The sequence below is a fragment of the Streptomyces sp. NPDC030165 genome, from assembly GCF_055573595.1.
Window position 1 is genome coordinate 1 of record NZ_JBVIBD010000027.1, and the last position, 22,270, is coordinate 22,270.

General features: G+C 70.7%; 24 protein-coding genes and 5 pseudogenes. 13 read left to right on the forward strand and 16 right to left on the reverse strand.

Annotated elements, in window-relative coordinates:
- Positions 1-195: 195 nt before the first annotated feature.
- Positions 196-387, reverse strand: coding sequence for a ferredoxin (locus ACZ4Z1_RS35415; protein WP_468490780.1), 192 nt, complete (start codon positions 385-387; stop codon positions 196-198).
- A gap of 20 nt (positions 388-407) precedes the next feature.
- Positions 408-1,637 (reverse strand): cytochrome P450, encoded by a 1,230-nt coding sequence (locus ACZ4Z1_RS35420; RefSeq protein ID WP_468490781.1) that lies wholly within the window; start codon positions 1,635-1,637, stop codon positions 408-410.
- Between the two features lie 228 nt (positions 1,638-1,865).
- Between ACZ4Z1_RS35420 and ACZ4Z1_RS35425 the strand changes: the two genes are divergently transcribed.
- From ACZ4Z1_RS35425 to ACZ4Z1_RS35440, 4 genes and pseudogenes are all read left to right on the forward strand, one after another.
- Positions 1,866-2,432: a TetR/AcrR family transcriptional regulator gene (locus tag ACZ4Z1_RS35425; RefSeq protein WP_468490782.1), complete on the forward strand. Its 567-nt coding sequence runs from the start codon at positions 1,866-1,868 to the stop codon at positions 2,430-2,432.
- A gap of 130 nt (positions 2,433-2,562) precedes the next feature.
- Positions 2,563-3,180, forward strand: a complete 618-nt coding sequence (locus ACZ4Z1_RS35430; RefSeq protein WP_468490783.1) for a TOPRIM nucleotidyl transferase/hydrolase domain-containing protein — start codon at positions 2,563-2,565, stop codon at positions 3,178-3,180.
- A gap of 596 nt (positions 3,181-3,776) precedes the next feature.
- Positions 3,777-3,830 (forward strand): annotated as a pseudogene (locus ACZ4Z1_RS35435) (hypothetical protein); the annotation flags it as partial.
- Positions 3,831-4,000: 170 nt separating this feature from the next.
- Positions 4,001-4,045: pseudogene (locus ACZ4Z1_RS35440) on the forward strand (hypothetical protein); the annotation flags it as partial.
- A 147-nt stretch (positions 4,046-4,192) separates the two neighbouring features.
- Here the strand turns inward: ACZ4Z1_RS35440 and ACZ4Z1_RS35445 are convergent.
- Positions 4,193-4,618 carry a DUF6234 family protein gene (locus ACZ4Z1_RS35445; protein WP_468490784.1) on the reverse strand — a complete coding sequence of 142 codons (426 nt, stop codon included), beginning with the start codon at positions 4,616-4,618 and terminating at the stop codon, positions 4,193-4,195.
- Positions 4,619-4,666: 48 nt separating this feature from the next.
- Positions 4,667-4,873, reverse strand: a complete 207-nt coding sequence (locus tag ACZ4Z1_RS35450; RefSeq protein ID WP_468490785.1) for a hypothetical protein — start codon at positions 4,871-4,873, stop codon at positions 4,667-4,669.
- Here ACZ4Z1_RS35450 and ACZ4Z1_RS35455 point away from each other — a divergent pair.
- Positions 4,872-5,636 carry a GNAT family N-acetyltransferase gene (locus ACZ4Z1_RS35455; protein WP_468490786.1) on the forward strand — a complete coding sequence of 255 codons (765 nt, stop codon included), beginning with the start codon at positions 4,872-4,874 and terminating at the stop codon, positions 5,634-5,636. The genes ACZ4Z1_RS35450 and ACZ4Z1_RS35455 overlap by 2 nt on opposite strands.
- A 130-nt stretch (positions 5,637-5,766) precedes the next feature.
- On the opposite strand, the gene ACZ4Z1_RS35460 is transcribed toward ACZ4Z1_RS35455, so the two are convergent.
- Entirely contained in the window at positions 5,767-6,276 is a 510-nt protein-coding gene (locus ACZ4Z1_RS35460) for a hypothetical protein (RefSeq protein ID WP_468490787.1), read from the reverse strand.
- Between the two features lie 229 nt (positions 6,277-6,505).
- Positions 6,506-6,751 carry a hypothetical protein gene (locus ACZ4Z1_RS35465; protein WP_468490788.1) on the reverse strand — a complete coding sequence of 82 codons (246 nt, stop codon included), beginning with the start codon at positions 6,749-6,751 and terminating at the stop codon, positions 6,506-6,508.
- Positions 6,752-7,418: 667 nt separating this feature from the next.
- Here ACZ4Z1_RS35465 and ACZ4Z1_RS35470 point away from each other — a divergent pair.
- Both ACZ4Z1_RS35470 and ACZ4Z1_RS35475 read left to right on the forward strand, forming a co-directional pair.
- Positions 7,419-7,595: pseudogene (locus ACZ4Z1_RS35470) on the forward strand (chaplin); the annotation flags it as partial.
- Between the two features lie 297 nt (positions 7,596-7,892).
- Positions 7,893-8,219, forward strand: coding sequence for an LPXTG cell wall anchor domain-containing protein (locus tag ACZ4Z1_RS35475; RefSeq protein ID WP_468490857.1), 327 nt, complete (start codon positions 7,893-7,895; stop codon positions 8,217-8,219).
- A 290-nt stretch (positions 8,220-8,509) separates the two neighbouring features.
- Here ACZ4Z1_RS35475 and ACZ4Z1_RS35480 read toward each other — a convergent pair whose 3' ends face one another.
- The 4 genes from ACZ4Z1_RS35480 to ACZ4Z1_RS35495 all read right to left on the reverse strand — a co-directional run bounded on the left by ACZ4Z1_RS35480 (position 8,510) and on the right by ACZ4Z1_RS35495 (position 11,125).
- Positions 8,510-8,905, reverse strand: a complete 396-nt coding sequence (locus ACZ4Z1_RS35480; protein WP_468490789.1) for an STAS domain-containing protein — start codon at positions 8,903-8,905, stop codon at positions 8,510-8,512.
- A 345-nt stretch (positions 8,906-9,250) separates the two neighbouring features.
- Positions 9,251-9,880: a hypothetical protein gene (locus ACZ4Z1_RS35485; protein WP_468490790.1), complete on the reverse strand. Its 630-nt coding sequence runs from the start codon at positions 9,878-9,880 to the stop codon at positions 9,251-9,253.
- A 232-nt stretch (positions 9,881-10,112) separates the two neighbouring features.
- Positions 10,113-10,337 (reverse strand): translation initiation factor IF-1, encoded by a 225-nt coding sequence (gene infA / locus ACZ4Z1_RS35490; protein ID WP_120752849.1) that lies wholly within the window; start codon positions 10,335-10,337, stop codon positions 10,113-10,115.
- Positions 10,334-11,125, reverse strand: coding sequence for a GNAT family N-acetyltransferase (locus ACZ4Z1_RS35495; RefSeq protein WP_468490791.1), 792 nt, complete (start codon positions 11,123-11,125; stop codon positions 10,334-10,336). Before ACZ4Z1_RS35495 ends, infA begins: the two co-directional genes overlap by 4 nt.
- Before the next feature lie 682 nt (positions 11,126-11,807).
- On the opposite strand from ACZ4Z1_RS35495, the gene ACZ4Z1_RS35500 reads away from it, so the two are divergent.
- A complete protein-coding gene (locus ACZ4Z1_RS35500; RefSeq protein ID WP_468490792.1) occupies positions 11,808-12,512 on the forward strand; it encodes a hypothetical protein in 705 nt (234 codons plus the stop codon).
- An 81-nt stretch (positions 12,513-12,593) separates the two neighbouring features.
- Here ACZ4Z1_RS35500 and ACZ4Z1_RS35505 read toward each other — a convergent pair whose 3' ends face one another.
- A complete protein-coding gene (locus ACZ4Z1_RS35505) occupies positions 12,594-13,298 on the reverse strand; it encodes a TetR/AcrR family transcriptional regulator (protein ID WP_468490793.1) in 705 nt (234 codons plus the stop codon).
- A 93-nt stretch (positions 13,299-13,391) separates the two neighbouring features.
- Between ACZ4Z1_RS35505 and ACZ4Z1_RS35510 the strand changes: the two genes are divergently transcribed.
- A complete protein-coding gene (locus tag ACZ4Z1_RS35510) occupies positions 13,392-14,345 on the forward strand; it encodes an alpha/beta fold hydrolase (protein ID WP_468490794.1) in 954 nt (317 codons plus the stop codon).
- A gap of 86 nt (positions 14,346-14,431) precedes the next feature.
- Here ACZ4Z1_RS35510 and ACZ4Z1_RS35515 read toward each other — a convergent pair.
- Both ACZ4Z1_RS35515 and ACZ4Z1_RS35520 read right to left on the reverse strand, forming a co-directional pair.
- Positions 14,432-14,530, reverse strand: a pseudogene (locus ACZ4Z1_RS35515) (hypothetical protein); the annotation flags it as partial.
- The gene (locus ACZ4Z1_RS35520) at positions 14,527-14,697 is read right to left on the reverse strand and encodes a hypothetical protein (RefSeq protein ID WP_468490795.1); all 171 of its coding nucleotides are present in this window, start codon (positions 14,695-14,697) and stop codon (positions 14,527-14,529) included. The gene ACZ4Z1_RS35520 and the pseudogene ACZ4Z1_RS35515, both read right to left, overlap by 4 nt.
- 940 nt (positions 14,698-15,637) lie before the next feature.
- Between ACZ4Z1_RS35520 and ACZ4Z1_RS35525 the strand changes: the two genes are divergently transcribed.
- Positions 15,638-16,453 (forward strand): SAM-dependent methyltransferase, encoded by an 816-nt coding sequence (locus ACZ4Z1_RS35525; RefSeq protein ID WP_468490796.1) that lies wholly within the window; start codon positions 15,638-15,640, stop codon positions 16,451-16,453.
- Positions 16,454-16,679: 226 nt separating this feature from the next.
- On the opposite strand, the gene ACZ4Z1_RS35530 is transcribed toward ACZ4Z1_RS35525, so the two are convergent.
- Entirely contained in the window at positions 16,680-17,594 is a 915-nt protein-coding gene (locus tag ACZ4Z1_RS35530; protein ID WP_468490797.1) for a helix-turn-helix domain-containing protein, read from the reverse strand.
- Positions 17,595-17,684: 90 nt separating this feature from the next.
- Entirely contained in the window at positions 17,685-17,927 is a 243-nt protein-coding gene (locus ACZ4Z1_RS35535) for a DUF397 domain-containing protein (RefSeq protein WP_468490798.1), read from the reverse strand.
- A 196-nt stretch (positions 17,928-18,123) separates the two neighbouring features.
- Here ACZ4Z1_RS35535 and ACZ4Z1_RS35540 point away from each other — a divergent pair, with 196 nt between their 5' ends.
- Together ACZ4Z1_RS35540 and ACZ4Z1_RS35545 are read left to right on the forward strand one after the other, a co-directional pair.
- The gene (locus ACZ4Z1_RS35540; protein WP_468490799.1) at positions 18,124-18,633 is read left to right on the forward strand and encodes an ATP-binding protein; all 510 of its coding nucleotides are present in this window, start codon (positions 18,124-18,126) and stop codon (positions 18,631-18,633) included.
- A 259-nt stretch (positions 18,634-18,892) separates the two neighbouring features.
- The gene (locus ACZ4Z1_RS35545; RefSeq protein WP_468490800.1) at positions 18,893-20,014 is read left to right on the forward strand and encodes an amidinotransferase; all 1,122 of its coding nucleotides are present in this window, start codon (positions 18,893-18,895) and stop codon (positions 20,012-20,014) included.
- 82 nt (positions 20,015-20,096) lie between these two features.
- Here the strand turns inward: ACZ4Z1_RS35545 and ACZ4Z1_RS35550 are convergent.
- Positions 20,097-20,734: pseudogene (locus ACZ4Z1_RS35550) on the reverse strand (SRPBCC family protein).
- A 1,005-nt stretch (positions 20,735-21,739) separates the two neighbouring features.
- Here ACZ4Z1_RS35550 and ACZ4Z1_RS35555 point away from each other — a divergent pair.
- Positions 21,740-22,216, forward strand: a complete 477-nt coding sequence (locus ACZ4Z1_RS35555; protein ID WP_468490801.1) for a pyridoxamine 5'-phosphate oxidase family protein — start codon at positions 21,740-21,742, stop codon at positions 22,214-22,216.
- Positions 22,217-22,270: the final 54 nt, after the last annotated feature.

The window sequence follows — 22,270 nt, forward strand, 5'->3', positions numbered from 1 at the left end:
CCCCCCCCCCCCCCCCCCCCCCCCCCCCCCCCCCCCCCCCCCCCCCCCCCCCCCCGCCCCCCCCCGGTTCCGGTGCCTTACTCTCGGCGAAGGAGAAACTGCCCCCGGCGATGCCCTGGGCCATGCAGTCCATGCCGCGGTAGCAGCCGACGAAGGCGCCCGTCAGGCAGGCGTACGCGGCTCTCTGTTCCTCCGCTATTCCTCCACCCGCAGAGCCCCGGACGGGCACAGCATCCCGGCTTCGAGGGCGGCATCCCGGCTCTCGTCGCCGGGCTCGGCGGTGAGTACGGTGACGATGCCGTCGTCGTCCTGGTCGAAGACGTCGGGCGCGGTCAGGGCGCACATACCGGCGCCGACGCAGACCGTACGGTCGGCGGTTACCTTCATGGTTGCCTCTTCCGCCGGGGTCACCAGGTGACGGGGAGTTCGTTGACGCCCTGGATGGTGGTGCCGGGGCGCAGGTGCAGGCGATCGACCGGGGTGGCCAGCCGCAGGGTGGGAATGCGGTCGAACAACGCGGTGAGGATGATTTCGAGTTCGAGCCGGGCCAGGTTCTGGCCGAGGCACTGGTGGACGCCGTACCCGAAGGCGAGATGGTGGCGGGCCGAGCGGTGGATGTCGAAGGTGTCCGGGTCCCGGAAGACGTCCGCGTCACGGTTGGCGATGGAGTTGGTGACGATCACGCCTTCGCCGGCCCGGATCAGCTGCCCGCCGATCTCGATGTCGTCGGTGGCGACGCGGCCGCCCGCGATGTCGGCGATGGCGAGGTAGCGGAGCAGCTCCTCGACGGCGCCCGGGACCAGCGCCGGGTCGGCGCGCAGGGCGGCGAGCTGGTCGGGGTGGTCGAGCAGCGTGATGACGCTGAGGGAGGTCATCGACGCGGTGGTCTCGTGGCCGGCGATGAGCAGGAGCAGGGCGTTGGAGATCAGTTCGTCGCGGTCGATCGTGCCTTCCGCGAGCTGCCGCGCGACCAGGGCGCTGAGCAGACCGGGCCCGGGCTCGGCCGCCAGGCCGGTGATCAGCTCGTCCAGGTAGCGCTCCAGGTCGTCGCGTGCACCGGACACTTCGGCCACGTCTGTGGACTGCACCAGGCGCCTGCTCGCGTCCTGGAAGAAGTCGTGGTCGGCGTACGGAACGCCCAGCAGCTGACAGATCACCATCGAGGGCACCGGCAGCGAGAACTGGCTGACCAGGTCGGCGGGCGGGCCCGCGGCGAGCATCGCGTCGAGGAAGTCGTGGACGATGCGTTCGATGTCCGGGCGCATCCCCTTGATGCGTTTGACGGTGAACTCACTGATCGTCATCCGGCGCCGTTTGCCGTGCTCGGGCGGGTCCATGCCGATGAAGGCGGGACGGCGGTCGCGCAGCGCCTCTAAGCGCGGGGAGGTGAGCGGGAAGGCCGGATGGTTGCGGTCGGAGGACAGCCGGGGGTCGGCCAGCAGTTTGCGTGCGGTCTCGTGTTTGGTGACCACCCAGACCTGCCGGCCGTCGTAGAGCGTGACCGGCCGCAGCGCGTCCTGCTCGTCGCGCAGCCGGGTGTAGGTCTCGGGCAACCGGTACGGGCAGGTGCGGTTGCTGGGAAAGGCGGGAGCGTCGGAGGCAGGGAGGGTTGCTGAGGTCACAGAGGTCTCGGTCATCGGTCCCCTCGGGGTGCTGACAGGCTCTTAAGGAACGGTAAGTTCTCTAACTCGGAGGCTAGAGTGTCCCCTTAGGGAACGCAACGTCCTCTCGGCATACTTTGCACACTCCAAGGAGTCACGCTGTCGACGAACGCCGACGACCGGACCGCCCCACCGGCCGCCGACCACCGCAAAGGGCCGCGGCGCCGCGGCGAGGAACTGGAAAACGCCATCCTCGGGGCGGCGTTGGACGAACTCGCCGAGGTGGGCTACACCGCGCTGACCATGGAACGCGTGGCGGCCCGGGCCCGTACGAGCAAGGCCGCTCTCTACCGCCGGTGGACCGGGCGCGCCGAACTGGTCCTGGACGCCTGCGGGACGCGCGGCGTCTCCGAGATCGACGTGCCCGACACCGGCACGCTGCGCGGCGACATGATCGCCCTGCTGCGGCAGATGTCCGCCAAGATGGCCTCCCCGATCGGCGGCATCCTGCGTGGCCTGCTCACGGAGATGACCCGCGACCCCGAGTTCGCCCGGCTGATCCGCGAACGTATCCACAACGTCGGCCCGATGGGGTGCCGGGCCATCCTGCAGCGGGCCGTCGAGCGTGGCGAGGTCGAGGAGTGGGTGCCGGACTCACGGCGGGCCGCCGTCGCCACCGACCTGCTGCGCAACGAGTTCCTGCTCTTCGGGGCCCCCATCGAGGACGAGATCGTCGTCGAGATCATCGACGATGTCTACCTGCCCCTGGTCCTGGCCCCGGCCCCGCAGTCGGGAGCGGCCCGCTCCCGCCGGTCCCGAGAGCAGCGGTAACCACCGGCCGGACGGGGCGCGTCGGCCCTTCGCACACGTCTGCCCTTCGAACACCTCGGCCTTCGCACATGCCGGGCAGTACGGTCGTAATTTCCGTGCCGCGCCGTCGGCGGAGGTGCAGACTCGCTCCATGGCGGACATGCGCGCGTTCCGGGACGCGGTCAGCGGCTGGGCGGGCGGTGGCCCCGGCGGGCCGGCGAGCGAACTGGCCGTGCGGCTGGGAGTGCGGACGGCGGTGCTGCTGGAAGGGCCGAGCGACCATGCGGCCGTCCAGGCGCTGGCCGTACGGAGCGGCCGGGACCTCGACGCCGAGGGCGTGTGCGTCATGCCGATGGGCGGCGCGATGTGCGTCGGCCGCTACGCCGGCCTCCTCGGGCCGCCCGGCCTCGGCCTGCGCCTGACAGGACTGTGCGACGAGGGCGAGCAGCGCTTCTACGACCGCGGTCTGGAACGGGCACGGGCGCCGCGCCGGGACTTCTTCGTGTGCGTGGCCGACCTGGAGGACGAGCTGATCCGGGCGCTGGGCACGGCAAGGGTCGAGGAAATCCTACGGGCCGAAGGCGATGTCCGCCCCTGGCAGATCTTCCTGCGCCAGCCCGCACAGCACGGCAGGCCCCGGCACCAGCAGTTGCGGCGCTTCCTCGGCACGAAGAAGGGCCGCAAGATCCGCTACGGCCGCCTCCTCGTCGAGGCCCTCACCCCCGAACAGGTACCGGCTCCGCTCGACGGTCTCCTCGCGAGCCTGTGAGCGACGGTGCCGTACGCGGTGTCCGCCCGCCCGGCGCCTCCTGACAGGCGTAAGAAGGCCACCGCCGCCTGGGAAGCAGTAGGGGGAGGGGCGCCGCGGAGACCCGTCGGAAGCGCCCTACGCCTCGACCGCCACCGCCGGCTTGCCTCACGCGTACGTAGCCGCCCACAGCCCGAGTCCTCCGACGCCGGCCGGTGAACCGTACCCCGCGCTGCGCCACGTTCCGTCGTTGTGCCGCACCCCCGTGCCGCGCCACACCTCCGGTGTCACGTCGCACCGCGTCGGTCCGCCGACCGCGTCGTGTCTCCAGCCTTCCGTGGCCCGGCTTTGATGCGCACGTCCCTCACCTGCGATGAATCAAAGACCGCAGCGGGCAACGGGGGTCCCGCAGTTGGCTGACGGGCGTCTTCTGTGCGGCGAGCGGGGCGTGCTGGGGTGGGCGGTACGTGATCGCGAGGCAAGAGCGAAGGGGGAAGGGGCGGGCAGGGATGGGACGCCGGGAGCCGCCCCTGGATCCGACCGCCGGCCCCCTGCAGCGCTTCGCCCACGTGTTGCGCACGCTGCGCAGGAAGGCGGGCGGGATCACCTACCAGGCGATGGCGCAGCGGGTCGAGTGTTCGGCCCCGACGCTGTCGCGGGCCGCGTCCGGCGAGCAGCTCGCCTCCCTGTCCACGGTCCTGGCCTACGTACGGGCCTGCGGCAGAGGGGGAGTGGGCCCGAGCGCTGGCGCAGAGCCGCGCGCGAGGTGGCGGCCGTACCTGTGGCGCAGGGACAGGAGGAGGGGGCCGAGCCGCCGTACCGGGGACTGGCCCGGTTCGAGGTGGCGGACGAAGAACGGTTCTTCGGCCGGGAGGCCCTGGTGGCCACCCTGGTGGACTGCGCGCTCGCGCACCGGCTGACGGTGGTGGTGGGCCCGTCCGGCAGCGCACCTGGACCTGCCCGCCCCCGAAGAAGCCATCGCCAGAATCTGCCACACCGACAACCGCGATCTCACCCGTCAGGAACGCACCACTTACCTGCCGGATCCACCGGACCATACGGGCTGCTGAGAGGAGCTTGCGGCGGTGTCAGGGCCCGGATGCGCGCGGTCGTAGTCATGCTGCGCGAGCGCGAGCAGCACAGCCGCGGCTCCGGCGGCCAGGAGCTGGGACACCACGGTCCACGGGGCGCGGAACAGCATCGCCAGCCCGGCGAGCACGATCACGGCGATGAGGAAGTGCTGCATCCAGGCGAGTTGCGCAAGGTGTGTCGCGTCGATCCGCTCCTGCTCGCCCTGCGCGGCCCACGCATCCATGCCGTACGAGAGTCCGGCTGCCAGGAATACGGCGGCTTCCACCACCAACAACAGGAGGCCGATGCCGATGTCCCGGCCACGTGGTGTCCTGCGTGACCAGGGCCGTCTTCGCCGGGACGGAGGTTCGGAGAGTGCGTACGCCATCTCCCCACCATGCCGGGTGCTCCGGGGGGCGGGCATGAGTACGCGCACTCAGATGCCGGTCGGAGAGCCGTCGGCGGTCAGCGGCAAATCAAGTGCAGTGACGCAAATCAAGGTGTTGCATCGAAGCACCATGAATACACCGAGTACGCCGAAAACGCCGAATATTTCGAGGATGCCGGACGCGCCGAACACGCCGGACGCGTCGAACGCATCGAATCCCTTGTCGGCCGGCCATGCTGCCCTACAGACCGGCATGGAACTGAACCTGGCCGAGCACGCCTGTCACCTCCACCGACGCCTGGATGGCGCGACAGTCGTCGAGACGGCTGATCTCCTGATCGCCGACAGCGGACTGGCCGACGACACCTTCAACATCGTCGCGGCGGCGCGCTTCACCGCGGAAGCAGCCTCGCGACACGTCCGCCGGACCGTACGGAAACTCGCCGCCACCGGCCGGCCCTTCTCGTGGTGGGTGGGCCCCGCCTCCCAGCCGGCCGACTTGGCCTCGCACCTCGAAGCCGTGGGCCTGCAAGCCTCGGAGACCGAGTCGGGCATGTGGCGTGACCTCCGCGAAGCTCCACCGCGGCCGCACGCGGACGGCCTCGACATCCGCCCGGTGACTTCCCGGGAGCAACTGGCCGACTACGCCATGGTGCTCGCCGCGCTGTGGGATCCGCCGGCCGCCACCGTCCGGCACTTCTACGCCGAGGCAGCGCAGTGGGCGCTCGCCGCCGACAGTCCGGCCCGCTACCTCGTCGGCTACGTGGCAGGCCGACCGGTCTGCTCGGCGGAGGTCTTCCTCCACGCCGACGTGGCAGGCATCTACAACATCGCGACCCTCACAACGCACCGCCGACGCGGCTACGGGGGCGCCATCACCCTCGCCACACTCCACACCGCCCGCGATGCGGGGTACCGGACCGCCGTCCTGCAGGCATCCGCGGACGGTGAGACCGTCTACCGGCGGCTGGGCTTCAGCACCTGCGGACAATTCACCGAGTACGCGATCACCACCTGACCGTTACGCGTGCGTGCCCGGAAAACGATATCCGTGGGCGTGCGCGGGGTGCGGGGTGCGGGGTGCGGGAGAAAGTCTCAAGAACAGCGAAGGCGATGAATAGCGCCGGTGGCCGCACACGGCCGGGCCATCACGCGACGAACTCCGGTTTGAGCCACAGGCAGTGCAGGGTGCCGGAGAGCCGGCCCGCGATGATTCCGTCGGCGATCTGCGTCAGGTCGTCGTCCGGGGCTTCGTCCTTCGCGAGGTGGAGCCACCCGGTGCGCGGATCGAACCGGGTGGGCCACGCAGCCGTCCAGGACGTGCCGGAATCCAGGTCGCGTGCTTCGCCGGCCAGGAACTCTTCGCCCTTCGGGTCGGCGGTCAGCCGTCCCGGCCCGGCGGCCGGCGGGCTGAGGGGCGACGTCTCCCAGTTCTGACGGTTCCGACGGGGGTGGAGCCCCCAGACGAACAGGAGCTGTCGCGTCGCCACGCCGACCTCGACCTGGAGCGTACTGATCGAAAGACTGGCCACGCCGTCGGGGCCGACCCGTTCGGCCGCGTCCGCCGGGTCGGCGACGACATATCGGAAGCTGTACTCCGATTCTGAATACACCAGCTGCCCGGACAGTGCGGTGCCGCTCTCCTGAGGCAGGATCAATGCTCGTCCCTTGGGTTTCCGGTAGGGGAACGGTCGTGTTCGTCGTCCAGATGTCGATGACCGGTCCCGCTTCCCGAGCTTGCCTTCGTGTGATGACAAGGTCACTCTGCTGCCCTCCCGCGCAGGGCGGCGCACCTGGGGCCCCAGGGGGATGGTCAGTGGCGGCCCCAGCGCTTGATGCCGATCACGTGGTGATGGTCGGTGCGCAGGGTGGCGGTGTAGCGGTGGTTCAGGGGCCAGCCGTCGAGGTCGGCCGCGTGGCGCCGGTGTTCTTGACGGTGACCCACTCGGCGTTCAGGGACCGGTTGGAGCCGTCGTCGCGGCCCGGGCTGTCGGCCTGCACGGCGCCGATCACGACGGGGGAGCGGTGCTTGGCCGGCAGCGTGTGCGCGTCGGTGGTGGCGGGCAGCGCGGCGCCGGCGACCAGGGCCGCCGAGCCGGGAGCGACGGCGGCCGTACGGGCGGAACGGAGCATGACGAACCTCCTGCGGACAGCCCCGCACACAGCGGGGCCGGTGTGACTCGATGCCCGGACTGCTGCCGGGCGGACATCACGGTGCGCCCGCTCGGCAGGCTGTGGTGGAAGAGAGGACGGTCCATTACAGAACACGGACATTTGCACACCCACACCGTGCCCGTGGTGCACGCCTCCGCGCACGAGCGATGACCGCACGCCCCCGGTGTGCTGCGCCGCACACGCCTCTGACCTGCGGGATTGTTGGATCCGATGGCGCTGGGTGTGGTGTTCCGTACGGGCGTGCCGGGACGCCGTCGGCTGGTGCGAACGCGTGTCCATGCGGCAGTGGGTTCGTGTGAAGGCCGAGGGCAGCAGGAGAACCGTTCAGGCAGGGCGGCGCGGGAAAAGTCGTGCGTTTCCTTCGGGCGGGTCACTCGTTTGGTCCGTTACGACGCGCTCAGCACCTCTGCCTGTCTCCGTTGCGACTGACCAACGAGACGGGTCTGACCGGGCGTTCGCCGCTCGGGCGGCGCTGATCGGTCTCCGGTGCTGGGCGGTGTCCCTTTCGGGATACGGGTGCCCGGTCAACGTCGGGTGCCCGGTTCGTCACCTTCGGAAAGATGAAGGACCACAGGTGCAACACATCGTGAAACGAAGCGTGCTGGTCGCCGCGACGGCGACCGGGATGCTGACCGGCGTGGGGGCGAGTGCCGCCCACGCCGACGCCGGTGGGCAAGGAGCCTCCGTCGGGTCTCCGGGCGTGATCGCAGGCAACCTGCTCCAGGCCCCCGCGCACGTGCCGGTGAACCTCTGCGGCAACACCGTCAACGTCATCGGTCTGCTCAACCCCGCCTTCGGCAACCAGTGCGCCAACCCTGGCGGACACCACCCCCCGTCCGGCCACAAGCCGCCGGGCCACAAGCCGCCGGGCCACAAACCCCCGGGCCACAAACCCCCGGGTCAGAAGCCGCCTGGGCACAAGCCGCCGGGGCACAAACCACCCGGCAACCATCAGCCCCCTGGGCACAAGCCCCCTGGCCACCAACCCCCCGGCCACAAGCCTCCAGGCCACAAGCCTCCAGGGCACAAGCCTCCAGGGCACAAGCCCCCGAGCCATCAGCCGTCCGGCAACCACCAGCCGTCCGGCCACCGGCCTCCCATGCACGAGACCCCCGTGCACCAAATTCCCGGTACTCCGGGGGCGGGCGGCCACCGGTCGCCCACCGACCCCCAGCTGCCCGGCCAGCGGCCTCCGGCCGAGGTCGCCGGCGCGGTGGACGCCCGCACCGTATCCGCAACGCACCACCTGTCGTCGTCCGCTGTGACACCGTCCGGTGGCAAGGGGCGGGAGGTCGTGCAGAGCAGCCGGCTGCCGGCGCTCGCGCAGACGGGAAGCAGTCACGCCGGTGCCGCGGCCGCCACGAGTGCCGCGCTTCTGCTCGGCGGGGTGGTGCTCATCCGGCGCAGCCGTACCTCGCGTAGCTGACGTCCTGACTCACCTCCTCCACCAGCCGCCACGGCGGCTCCCGGCCTCGGCCGGGAGCCGTCAGGCGGGACCCGTCCGTGACGAAGAGCCCAAAGACCCCAAAGACCCCAAAGTCCCCGAGGACCACAAAGACCTTCAAGACCTCCAAGGCCTCGAAGTTCTGGACGACCTCAAAGACCTAGGAGGTCTCGAAGCCCGACTTCGAAGACCTCCACGCCGGGGCAACGACCGCGCCCCGCGGCGGGCAACGTGCTCCGCCGCACCCTTCACACGACCGGCACCGGGTGTCCTCAGCCGTGCCCTGCCGACGGGTCGGCGAAGAGCGTGCCCTGCCCGGAAGCCAGCTCCGTCCGGTGCCACGTGCGGCCGTCCTGGGCCAGTGCGCGGACCGCGGCGGCACTGCCCGTGAAGACGGGCAGCAGGGAGCCGGTCGCGGTGCGCAGGATGAGCTTGCGCACGGCGGGATGCGGGCCGGCCAGGAGCAGTTGGCCGCCGACCGAATGCAGCCGCATGGCCTTGCGGACCAGGACGGCCAGGGCGTCGATGGTCAGCCGGTGAACCGCCGACACGTCGACGATGACGGTGGGCACCGTGGCACGGCGGCGGATCATGGCGGCCAGGCACTCCACGGCGTCCCAGGAACCGTCGGGAAGGAGGAGCAGGTGGTACAGGGCAGGTCGGTTCAACAGTACGGAGGCCTTCCGTGCGCAGAGCTGCACGCCTCGAACCCGAGGAGCGCGCGGCCCCTACCGGCACAACGCGCTTACCGTGCCCTTGGCATACCCCACCCCGCCGACACCACCCCGACCGGCCGGGACGAAATTCCCTACGCTCGCCATGCCGGCCCTACTTTCGCCATGCCGGTGAGACGTGCGGCCCTCGTCCGCAGGGAGCGGTCGCGGCCGGGCCGCCGTTCGGGAAAGGCGTGGGGTCCGTACGACGCCCGGTTGCCAACCCCCGGAGGCGCTGATCGGTTACGGCGGCGGCATCACGCTGGGCATCGCGATCGGCATACCGCCGTCCGGGAGGGCTCAGCTGAGCGGGCGGATGTCGATACCTGTCCAGTCGTCCTGGCCGTAGTTGTAGGTGTTCTCGTCGAGGAACAAACTGACCAGGCGCTTCCCGCGCTTCCAGGAAATCTGCCGCTCCGGAGGGTCCGACTGCACGGGCGGCGCCGTGGGGAGTGGCGTCCCCAGGCGCGCCTGGAGCAGGTGTGCGGCATGGTCGTAACAGGCGATGAAGTCCTCCTGCGTGGCATTCGCCTTGTATACGCCTGCGGAGGGAAGCGGGTCGCCCCACAATTCCCGTGGGTCGACGGGGAGCCCGGTGCCGGATTCGATGAGATCGATCGCCGCGTAGGCCAGCGGAAAGGCGAGGAAGGAGCCCTCGTGGCACTCCGGTTCGTCGCAGGCGACGCTCCGGTCGTCGGCTTTCGCGCAGCCCGGGTATTCACCCAGCAGGACGTGCCAGGACAACGGGTTCGGCTCACCGAGCGGCCAGTGGTCCAGCCATTCGACGGCGGTCTCACCGTTCTTGGCCGGGCGGGCCCAGCCACGCTGCCGGAAGGCGCCGTCAAAGGCGTCGCAGCACCAGGGGACGTCAGCGAGTTCCAGTAGTTGGTCGAGGTAGGAGGGAGTGAGGGGGAAAGACAGCATCGACATGGGCTCGAACTTACTGAGAGTTCGTGGCGTGATCTTGTGGACGGTGCCATGTGGGCGCTGTTCGCGCCGCTGCCGCCTGGCCCGAGAAGGCTCCTGGCCCGCGGTCGGTGCCGGACCGGCTGTGTCGGCAGGGCATCCAGTGCGTGCTAGCGAGCCGTCAATCGGGGCCCCGGTCACGGAAACGCCGTGACCGGGGCCCCGGATCAGCTACCGCGGAAGGTGCCGGCCGCCGCTAGTTGCGGTACCGGAACACGATCCGGCCGCGCGTCAGGTCGTACGGCGGGAGTTCCACCAGCACCCGGTCTTCCAGCATGATCTTGATGTAGTTCTTGCGGATCTTCCCGCTGATGTGCGCGAGCACCCGGTGGCCGTTTTCGAGCTCCACGGTGAACATGGCGCTGCGCAGGCACTCGACGACCTTGCCCTCGACTTCGATGACGTTCTTGTCCTTCGTCATCGCACCAGCTCCAGGTTGCTGCTCATCGGCCGGGCACCGATGCCCTCGAACAGTGCCGAGGCTGCTGGGTTGGCCTCGTGGACCTCGGCCCAGGCCGCGGCGGCCCCGGAGCGGTGCAGCGTGCCCAGCGCGTGGGCCAGTAGCGCCCGCGCGAGGCCGCGGCGCTGCTCGCCAGCCCGGACCGCGACCAGCCCGATGCGCGGCCGGTTCACCGTCACCACCCGGATCAGTCCCAGGTAGCGGTCCGGTGCCGCGGCCACCGCGTACTTCGACGGGTCGACGATGGTGTCGCCTTCGGGGCGGGGAATCACCTCAGCGGGCATCGACTGCCATCCGACGGTCGCCTCGACTTCGTCGCGGATCGCGCGGTCCACCGCACGCAGCAGACGCTCGTCCGTCTGACCGGCGGGCACGATCGTCACGCCCGAAGGCGGCCGGACCGTTTCGAGCCCCGTGACCCGGGGGTCGGTCGGCACGACGTACTCCCACTCGCGGCGCCGGATCGTGAAACCGGCCCGCCGCCAGCCGGCCGTCAGCTCGGCGTCGGCTTCGTCGACCACCGTGTACAGCGGTGCCGGCAGTTGCGCCGGCATCGTCTCGGCGAGCCGGTCGAAGGCGGCGTCGTGCCAGGCGTCGATGCTGACGAACAGGCGTCCGTCGGGCCGGTGCTCCGCGTGCCCGCGGCCGACCACCAGGTCGTCGTCCAGTGCGTGCCATTGCCTGTCCGCGACGCGCGTGATCAGCACCGCGTTCTCGCTCAGGCCGGATGTGTAAGGCTTCGTGTTCATCGGAGTCTCCTCCTGGGAGTGCCTCGGTCTCAGGCGCTCCTGGCGACACCGAACGTCAGCCGCCGGACCGTGACGGGTTGAGGGAGCACCCACGGGTAACTGTGTTCACGGGGCTCACCTCCATACGACGACTTCACGGTCCGCCACGAAAGTAGCAGCGGGGCGCTGCCTCGCTCAAATGTTTTCCCTGAGCTCGTACCGCGATCACGATCCGGTCTTCTTGAGGCGCTTCCAGCAGCTGGGACTGCAAGCCGACGAGAGGAAGGAGGAGCGGCGTTCGATACGTCGTTCCCGGCGGACCGCGAGGCGTTCGAACTGGTGGGGCCGGCCGAAGGCCTGATCGGCGACGGACCGGTCGCGCCGGGGCACCTCAGCAAGATCCTGTCACGACCTCCGAGGCGCACAGGACAGTGCTGGGAAGCGCCGGGGAAGCACCGTCAGCAGTCCCGGGTGCCTCCGCTGGAGTACATCGGCAGCCTTCCGCCGGCGGATGCCTGCCGGGCCGCACCGGCCGAAGCTCATGGCTATGAAGAACTCACCAACGGAAGACTCCCGTAACCGCACGCGCACGCATGCCCGCATCCACCTTCCGGGCCCCGCCTCTGTGCCGTCGCCCTTACGATCGCTCCCGCTCGCCACTGCCGGGGCGATCGGCGGCCAAGCCCTGGCGGCCGCTGGACTCGTGGTGCAGTGGATCGCCGCACCTGCCCTGTTCCCCGGCTTCCCGCCGGGCCTCCTCTACATCGGCGCGGCCGCGGCGATCGTGTGGCTGGACCGGCGGACGCCCTGGTCGCCGCTGGCAGCCGTGGTGCTCTCCTTGTGGATCGCGGTCGGCGGGCTGGCCGGCGGGGAACTGACCGCCAACCTCACCAGCGCCGATTCCCTGCTGGTCGTCGGCAACGCCGTCATGCTGCTGGGGCTCGCGTTCTCGTCCGTGGCCGCCGCATTCGCCATCCGGTACAACCGCCGACGGCAGGCCGTACCTCCCGTCAAGCCGCTCAGCGCGGCAAATCCGCGCCGTACCGCGGTGTGGATCGCCGTCGCAGGCATGCTGGCGGACGCGATCGGCGACGCAGCGCCCGAAGGGCTGCGCTGGGACGGCCCGGGGCCGGCGATGTTCGCCGTGCTCGCGCTGCTGGTCGCGCTGGTACCGGGCCGGTTCATGCTGCTGCTGAGCATCCCGCTGAGCGGGGCCTTCATCGTCGGGGTGTTCACCAACCCCGAGCCCCTCGCCGCCCTGTCGGACCCGGGCGCCGACCTGGTCGGCTTCGGCGGCGTCGTACTGCAACTGGCCGGACTGACGGCCGCAGTGGTCGCGGGCAGCGTCGCGGTCATTCCCCGCGCACGCCGCGCGTCTTGCGATTCCAGGGTCCCGGACCGCGGATAGCCGGCTGCCGGGCAGCCGTTGCGTGGTTCTACCGCGTGGTGACCGGGCACCTCAGCCCGCGGGCCGCGCCGGGTGAAGCGCTCATCGGGAAGGGTCGGACGCGATGAGGCCGCTGAGTACCCGGTGCATCGCCCGCTCGAACAGCGTCTGTGGATCCTGTGCCGGATCCGCTTCGGTGGGAGGGGCCAGGGCCGCCGCGACATGTGGATGCTTTCCCTGGGCGACTGCTTCGCTCAGATAGGCGGTCTGCGCCGTCCGGCGGTCCGCGGGTCCGCGGCTCAGCTGGAGTTCCGTCCGGGCGAACTGGGCGACAAGGGCGTTCAGCAGGCCGACGATCTCCGTCTTGGTCCGTCCCGGCAGGGGTACGGGTGCCATCGCGTGCAGCGCGTATTCCAGGTAGTCCAGGCCCCGAGGGCCCAGCCGAAGGGGCTCCGGTGGAACGTCGGGCAGCCAGGGGTGCCGCAGGTGGACCGCCTTGGTCCGGGACGCGAGGGCGACCAGGTCCTCGACGGGATCGCCGCCCAGCGGGACGTCGAGGTCGACCTCTCCCGCCACCGCATCCGTCATCAGGTCCAGCAGGTCGTCGCGGCTGGAGATGTAGCGGTAGAGGGACGCCTGGCCGGTGCCCAGCGCCCTGGCCACCTGGCGCGTGGACACCGCTGCCAAGCCGCTCCGGTCCGCCAGGTCGATGGCGACAGCGGTCAGCTCCACGCGGCTGTGTACGGCCGTGGGGCCGCGGGTGCCGCGTTCGGGGCGCGCCCAGACCGTCCCGTGTTCCTGCGCCAAGTCGGGCACCTCTCTTGCTGTCCGGCCTCGTGTTCGTCGTACTGCTGCCCTATACTAAATTGCGAACACTGATCGCAGTTATGGGAGGTCCTCATGTCCTCGTCATCGGCCAGCCCGTGGAGCCCGGTCCGCTGGGCCGGGAACGGTGCGGTCCGGCTTGCTTTCGACCGGTGGACCGAGCAGATGGACGGTGAACCCCTTCTGCTGGCCATAGGGCTGGGCGCGAACCGCAAATGGTTCCCGGACGGGCTGTGCCGGATGCTGGCGGCGAACGGTTTCGCGGTTGCCCGTTACGACCAGCGCGACGGCGGGGAGTCGACCCACCTGCCGCCCACCGCCACCCGCAATCCCATCTCCGCGCTGTTCAAAAAGCGCGGGGACGCGTACACCGCCGAGGACATGGCGGACGACGCCGCCGCGGTGATGGACGCTCTCGGGTGGTCTTCGGCGCATCTGCTGGGTGTCTCGCTCGGCGGGGCCGTCGCACAACGCGTCGCGCTACGGCACCCGGACCGCGTCCGGACCCTCACGACCATGGCCGCGGTCCCCGGAGACGCCGCGGGCCCGCGGGCCATGCAGTACGTCCGGCTGCGGACCCTGGCGAAGTTCGCCGGCCTGAAGTTCCCCGACACCCCCGGGGGAAACATCGCGGCCGGCGCCGCCGTCAGCCGCCTCCTGGCCTCGCCGAAGCGCCCCTTCGACGAGCACGCGGCCCGGGAAGCCGCCGCGCGCAACCTCGACAGCGGCGTGCAGGACCAGCAGGCGCAGAGCCGTCAGATCGGCGCGCAGTGGCACGGCCGGCAGATCGGCGCCATCACCCGGCCCACCCTCGTACTCCACGGGGAAGACGACCCGCTCATCAAGCCCAGGGCGGCAAAAGTGATCGCCTCCCGCGTCCCCGGCTCGCGCCTGGTCCTCCTGCCTGAAGTCGGACACGAACTTCCCGAACCCGCGTGGCAGAGGATCACCACCGAAATCCGCGCCCTGGCCGACACCGTTGACCGCCTACCCGCAGGGTCCGCCGACCGAAGCAACCGGACCCGCTGACACGAGCGGCCGCCCGTCATCTGAAGCACCGGAACGGTCGCGTTGTAGTGGGCGTTCTTGACCGTCACATGGCGGCTGTCGACGGTGGCGTCGCCGTTGTGGTGCCTGCTGAGAGTGACACCGGCCGGCAGGCCGAACTCCAGGGTCCAGCCGGTGACGGCGGCGGATCCGCCGTTGTGGGTCACGTAACTGCCTCTCCATCAGGAGCCGTTGTCTGGGCGGAGAAGGCCGCGGTGAGGGTTCCCACCGCCCGGGCGGGGGCGGCCGGGCCGGTCGGCACGGCGGCCGCGGACAGGGTCAGCGTGGTGAGCAGGGCCGCGGCTCCGCTGCGGAATCCGCGCCGGTCTTTCATGGGCACCCCTGGGAGGGTGGGTGGTACAGGGTGTGAGAACCGAGGTGCGCAATCCCGGCCGCGCGCCAGGTGGAGGATCCGGCGCCGCCGGGAGCCGGATGGCAGTCGCACGCTAAAAGGTCTGGACCAAGCCGTCAATGAGTGTGACAGCGGCGGCAGGTGAGGGAGCGGGGGTGCCAGGTGGGCGGCCCCGGGCGCATCACGGCACCGATCTCGGGTGGATGGCTCTCGGCCGTGCCGACCGAACACTGATGGCCGGTTTTCGCCGTCGGTACGGCCCGGGAGATGGCCGGGCCGGGGAGGCACCCTCCTGTACCACGAATGCGTGGTCGTACGCCAATATGTGGGGCGCTTGTCAACTAGAGCGGGCGCTGGGGTTGCTGACGCACTGAACGGGCGAACGCGGGCTCTGCGCGCAGGGAGTCGGGGCACCCTGGCCGGAACCGCACGCCCCGGCCGGATACACGCCGTACCGCGGGACCCGCCTACCGGTGGGAGCCGGCGAACAGGGCAAGGCCCGGCCCCGTCCCCGCACTCCGCGCGGCCCGCAGCGGAAAACCACCCGCCCCGGCTCCCGGAGCCACCTATCGACTGCGGGCCGGGGGCGAACAGCGCGTGGCCGAGGCCGTCGGCATGCGCCCGGAGATCCGCAAGCTGCGGGCTCCCCTCGCTTGAGCCGTGACCGCGCCCGGAGCCGGACTGGCCGGATCCGTACGGCCCGCGGACCGCTCGGGACGCGATGCAGGGACCATCAGGCCCTGGCCAACCCCTCCGGCCGTTTCCCCGGCATGACCGCCCGGGACAGGACGGGCTCCATGCACGGGCCTGCAACACCCGCCCGGAGCTGGGTATGTTGGACGCCGCACCGGCACGGTCACATCCCGTGAGGCGGCCGGTCGTGGTGCCTCAGCGGGGTGCCCGAGCGACGGGAGAGCAGGGAATGAGCCAGGACGCGCGACCACAGAGCGGCACCGTCGACGTCAGTGTTCCGAGTGTGGCGCGGATGTACGACTATTACCTCGGCGGCAAGGACAACTACGCCGTCGACCGTGCGGCCTGCGAGGAACTGGACAAGGTCGTGCCCAGCACCCGGGTCCTGGCGGTCAACAACCGCCGGTTCCTGCAACGGGTGGTCCGCTGGCTGGCACAGGAGCAGGGCGTACGGCAGTTCATCGACCACGGTTCCGGCCTGCCGACCCAGGACAACGTCCACCAGGTCGCCCAGCGGGTCGCCCCGGAATCACGGGTGGTCTACGTCGACAACGACCCCATCGTGCTGGCCCACGGGCGCGCGCTGCTGGAAGAGAACGAGAACACCGCGGTCATCCAGGCCGACATGCGCGACACCGAAGGCATCCTGAGCCACCCCGAGGTGGAGCGGCTGATCGACTTCGACCGGCCGGTGGCCGCGCTGTTCGTGTCCGTCCTGCACTGCATCCCGGACGCCGACGACCCCGCGGGCCTGATCAGGAGGGTCGCGGAACGTCTGGTCCCCGGCAGCTTCCTGGTCGTGTGCCAGCTCGTCAGCGAGGACCAGGAGACCCGCGACTTCGTCACCGAGTTCATGCGGGTCAGCACCCAGGGACAGTGGGGCCGGGTGCGCACGGCCGCCGAGCTCGCCTCCTTCCTGGACGGCCTGGAGATCCTCGAACCGGGCCTGGTGGAGGTGTCGACCTGGAAGCCGGACGCGGACATCGGGCCGAAGCAGCGCACCCTGGAGTGGATCGAGTACGGCGGGGTCGCCCGCAAGCGGTAGCGGCTACGGCGCCGGGGGGGGGGGGGGGGGGGGGGGGGGGGGGGGGGGGGGGGGGGGGGGGGGGGGTAGGGGGGGGGGGGTGGCGGCGTCTTTTTTTCCGGGAACCCCAGACCCCCGGCGCCGACGTCCATGTCCGGGGACGTCCGCCATAGCCTCTGTCCGGGGCCGTCTCCGTCCGGAACGGAGCCTCCCCCGGGAGGCGCGGATGCGGCGCGCCCCGGCTTGCTCAGCCCTTCTCCGTGCCCCTGACCAGCTCCTTCAGGATGGCCTGGGTGCCGCGGGGCGACTCGGCCTGGGCGCTGAGCCGGTCCATCACGGCGAGGTAGTGGTCGACGTCGTCGCGCTTGTCCAGGTAGAGGGCGCTGGTCAGCTGCTCCAGGTAGACGATGTCGGGCAGGTCAGGCTCCAGGAAGCGCATGATGGTGATCGGGCCGCCCGCCGCCGCGTGCCCGCCCAGGTGGAACGGGGCGATCTGCACGGTGACGTTGGGCAGTTGTGTCATGTCCAGCAGGTGCCGCAGCTGGCCCGCCATGACGTCGGGGCCGCCGAGCGGCCGCCGCAGGGACGCCTCGTCGAGCACCGCCCAGAGCCGGGGCGCGCCTGGCGCGGTGAGCAACGCCTGCCGTTGCAGGCGCAGTTCCACCCGGCGTCCGACCTCCTTCCTGGACGCTTGCGGGTTTCCGAGCCGGCACACCGCGTGGGCGTAGTCCGCCGTCTGCAACAAGCCCGGCACGAACTGCACCTCGTAGGTACGGATGACGGAGGCGGCCTCCTCCAGGCCGATGAGGGTCTCGAACCAGCCGGGCAGTACGTCGTTGTACTGATGCCACCATCCGGGTGTGCTGGTCCCGCGGGCCAGCGTCAGGAACTCGGCGCGCTCCTGCTCGTCCGTGACCTTGTAGAGCGTCAGCAGGTCGGCCACGTCGCGTTCCTTGCAGCCGACGCGGCCCAGTTCCAGGCGGCTGATCTTGGCGTGTGAGCCACGGATGGCGTGTCCGGCCGCCTCACGGGTGACGCCTGCCGACTCACGCAGCCGGCGCAACTGCGTTCCCAGGATGATCCGCAGGACTGTCGGGCCGCCCCGGGGGTGTTCGATGTGACGGCGCGGGGGCGGGATGCGCCCCGGCTGCGCGGCGACCATGGTGACTCCCCTGTTGGTCGGATGAACACTCAGTGTCCCATCGCCTCAACTGTTCGTACAGCGGTGGTGACTATCCGGTCGACATATGCGTCAGCCGAGCCCGGCCAGGTCGTCGAAGTCCCCGTCCTTGGCTCCCTGGACGAAGGCCGCGATCTCATCGCGGGTGTAGACCAATGCCGGCCCTCCCGCGTGCCGGGAGTTGCGCACCGCCACCCCGCCGTCGGCGAGACCGGCCAGCTCAACGCAGTTCCCGTTGGGATTGCTGCGGGAGCTCTTGCGCCACTCCGCACCTTCGATGGCACTGGCGCATATGCCGTTGGGCAATGACTGCATCTGACGTTCTCCTTACTGGAGGATCTGGCTCCGCCCGGTACGGACCCGTACGTACGGTGGCGTGAAACGGGCCCCGCGCGGCCGTTCTTACCGATGCAATTGCAGATGTACTTGCAGCGGAAGGCGGCCGACGAGGATATTAGCCCTCCCGAACTGCACGGCCCAGCCCCCGAAAAGCCCCATGGCGGAGATCGTGATGACTACACATCCGGCACCGACCGTGCGCGACGTCCTCCACGAGGAAGCGGGTGAGGAAGAGCCGGCGACCGGCCTGAACGCCTTCGCCGTATGCGCGCTCAGCGGCGCCTACGGCGCCGTCGCGGAAGCCCGTCGCTTCACCGCCACCACCCTCGAAGGGTGGGGCATCGACGCGTCGGTCGTCCCCGACGCGGTCCAGGTGGTCTCGGAGCTGGCCGGCAACGCCCTGCGTCACGCCACCCCCAGGGACGCGGACGCCGCGGAGTGGCGGCGGGACAGGGTGCGCGCGGCCTGGCTGGCCCTGGCCCACCAGGACTCCGGCGTCCTGTGCGCCGTGTCCGACTCCAGTCGCACCGTCCCCGTCCTCGCGGCCCCGGACCCGTTCGCGGAGGGCGGGCGGGGCCTGTGGATCGTCGACCGGCTCAGCGAGTCCTGGGGCTGGACCCACCCGGACCACACGGGCAAGACGGTCTGGGCCCAGCTCCCGGTCCCGAAACCCAACGCCTGAGAAGGCCCGGCGCGCCGCCCCGCACCCGCCCGCCGATCGCGTGCGGTGGCCGGTCCGCGACCCGCCCTGACGCATTCGCCCCCACCAGGAGCCGGGCAAGCGGCCCTGCTCGTTGACGCGAACCTGTCCCACACGTTCACTGGGGAGTACCTGACGGTCACGATCGAAGGCGGTTGAGCATGACGGTGGTGCGGAGGCGGCCCGGCATCCTGACGTCGGCAGACACCGACGCCCGCGCACGCGCCGTGGACCACGCGAGATGACGGCGCCCTCGGCCACGCCTGCCGACGGCCGGCAGCCCCCCGTTTCGCCGGTCAACTCCCACAACGAGTGGGACCCGCTGGAAGAGATCGTCGTAGGGCGCCTCGACGGCGCGACGATCCCCTCCAGCCACCCGGTCGTCTCGTGCAACATCCCGCCGTGGTCGGCGCGGCTGCAAGGGCTCGCCGCCGGTCACAAGTACCCGCGCGCGCTGGTCGAACGGGCACAGCACGAACTCGACGGGTTCGTCGCTCTCCTGGAGTCCTTCGACGTCACCGTCAGACGCCCGGACGCGGTCGACCACCGGCAGCGCTTCGGCACCCCCGACTGGACGTCACGCGGCTTCTGCAACACCTGCCCGCGCGACAGTCTGCTCGTGGTCGGTGACGAGATCATCGAGACCCCGATGGCCTGGCCGTGCCGGTACTTCGAGACCCACTCCTACCGTACGGTCCTCAAGGACTACTTCCGGCGCGGCGCACGCTGGACGGCAGCACCCAGACCGCAGCTCACCGACGAATTGTTCGACGCGGAATTCCGCGTCCCCCGGGCCGGTGAGCCGATGCGCTACATCCTCACCGAGTTCGAGCCGGTGTTCGACGCGGCGGATTTTGTCCGCGCCGGACGCGATCTGTTCGTCACACGGAGCAATGTCACCAACCGGATGGGCATCGACTGGCTGCGCCGGCACCTCGGACCCGGCTACCGCATCCACGAGATCGAGAGCCGCTGCCGCACGCCGATGCACATCGACACCACCTTCGTCCTGCTCGCCCCCGGCAAGGTACTGGTCAACCCCGAGTACATCGACGTCGACCGCCTCCCCGACGTCCTCTCCTCGTGGGACGTCCTGGTCGCCCCGGAGCCCACCCCGCTCGACGGACGCCTGCTCAAGCTCACCTCGATGTGCGGCAAGTGGCTCAGCATGAACGTCCTCATGCTCGACGAGAAGCGGGTGATCGCGGAACGCCACCACACCGAGATGCTGCGTGCCCTCGAGAAGTGGGGCTTCGAGCCCGTCCCGTGCGACCTGCTCCACTACGCACCGTTCGGCGGCTCGTTCCACTGTGCGACCCTCGACATCCGGCGTCGCGGCGGCCTGGAGTCGTACGTCGGCTGACGGGCTCGCCGGTCATGGGCGGCGGCGCGACGTGCCGGGTGACGAGCTGCCGGCCCACTGGTGTGCCAGGGCGTGACGTGGTTCAGCGCGTCCGGTGGTGGGCGCGGGCCTCGGCGGCGGCCTTCAGGTCGCGCAGCCAGCCTTCGAGGCCGTCGCGGAGGATCTTGGCCGCGGTGGGACGTCCGCCTCGACCTGGTCACCGGTGTGCGTCTCCTCGGTGTTCACCCGGACACCGCCTCGGACCTTGGTGAAGTTCCATACGTGGACGCCGTCGATCCGCAGCCCTTCGGCGACCGCCGGGCCGGTCCAGCGGATGCAGGAACCGCGCTTGAGCTGCTGGACGGTCGAGGTGATGTCCAGGGTGGTGGCGGGAGTCGCGGGGTTGGGGGGTATCGGAGTCGTCCACCGGAACGCCGACCCCTTGCGAAGCGGTCCGTGGTCGAGGCGTTCCGAGGTCGTGACGGGCTTCTGCCAGGACGGCCAGCGCTCCACGTCGGTCTGCAACTGCCAGATGGTGCGCAGCGGCGCGTGAATCACGGTCCCGGTCCTGTGGCGAACGCGCGCGTCGGGGTCGACGCCCTTCCCGCGGCAGGTCGGCGACTTGTCGGGGTGGTGCGGGCCGGTGGCCCCGGCGGGTACGGCAGCGGTCCCGAGGAGTCCGAGGGCGAGCGGGACGGCGAACAGGGCGGCGCGGAGGCTGGTGATGCGGGTGGCGGACATGGTGTTCCCCTTGTCGGGCGGGCGGTACGGGTCGGCGGAGACGGTCAGCGGCAGGGGGACGCGGCGGGCTCGAACGGGCTGGACATGAGGGTCCCCTGTTCCGGTGGAGAGCAGGGCGCCGCCGGTGTACTGGGCGCTCCGCGATCGGATAGAAGGTCGTGCTGCAGTTATAAGTTATAACCATGAGGAGGTGGGAGGTCAACGCCTTGATGGGAGTTGGCGGGAGCCCCCAAGGGGCGTGGGGGGAGGCGGGCTATGGCGGTGAGGGGCGGCAAGCCGTGAGCGCGGTCACCACCGTACGGATCCGGGGTTGAATCCGGCCCTCCACGCTTCCGGGGCGACCAGTTGTGACGGCCCATCGCTGAAGGGTCGCCGGATGGTGGGGCGGCGTTCCCCTGCTCGGCGCTTCGCTGTTCACGTGAGTCGCGGGCTTCCGCACGGCCGGTTCCCGGGGGCGGGGACCGGCGGGGCGGCCGACGATTCCGTATCCACGTGGGCAGGATCGGCTGCTCCGAGCCCGCTGCAAAAACGCGGCACCGCGCCCGGCGCCGCACACCTCTGCGCGTGCCGCCGGCCTGCCCGCCGTCCGGGCCCGCGCGGATCCGCGCCGTACATGCAGGCGAAAAAATCCCGCCGCGTGTCCGCGGCGGCAGGCTGCGCCCCCGCGCGCACCTTTCGGTCGGCTTCTTGAGGGTGAGGCAGGCGGAAGCCGTGCCGCGCTGGGGCCCTGCGAAGCGCCTGCATGCCGCCGCCCGGCGGCTTCCCGCCGTTCGTCGCCAGGTCCGCAAGCCGCGGGGGAGCCCGCGACATCCGGCGAAGAGAGGTCCTTCGGAACGGCTCCGCCACACCCCACAGAAGGGGCTTAAAACCGCCTAAAGGGTGTGTTTGGCATGCATCCGGCAGGGGAGTGATCTCCTCGCTCTCAAGATTGTTGTCGCGGTGGCCGCACCGCAACACCACCACTTCAGCCGCAGTTCCGAGACAGGAGCCCCCATGCTTCCCGCCATGTCGCGCACCGACCGTGAACGCTTCCTCGCCGAACCGCGCGTGGGCGTCCTGGGCATGACGGACACCAGAGACGGCGACCGGGCGCCCCTGATCGTGCCGGTCTGGTACGGCTACGAGCCCGGAGGCGAGGTCGTCGTCCAGACGGGCCGCCAGACCGTCAAGGGCCGGCTCCTGCGCGGTGCCGGGCGGTTCAGCCTCTGTGTGCAGGACGAGGGGCGGCCCTACCGGTACGTCAGCGTCGAAGGGCCCGTCACGGCGATCGACGACCCGGTGGATCCGGCCCTGCGCGAGGCCCTGGCCCACCGCTACCTGGAAGCCGAGGAGGCCCGCGGCTATCTGGCGGCGACCTCCGGACAGCTCGACGACGACATCGCCTTCCGTATGCGTCCGCAGCGCTGGCGCAGCGCCGACTTCGCCGCCTTCGCCGCCGACTTCGCCGAAGGGAACGACGGCGACGGCGCCGGCGCGAACTGAGCGCGCCCGACCGCGTATCGCAGCACCTCACGAAAGCCGTTGGAGCGAGAGAGA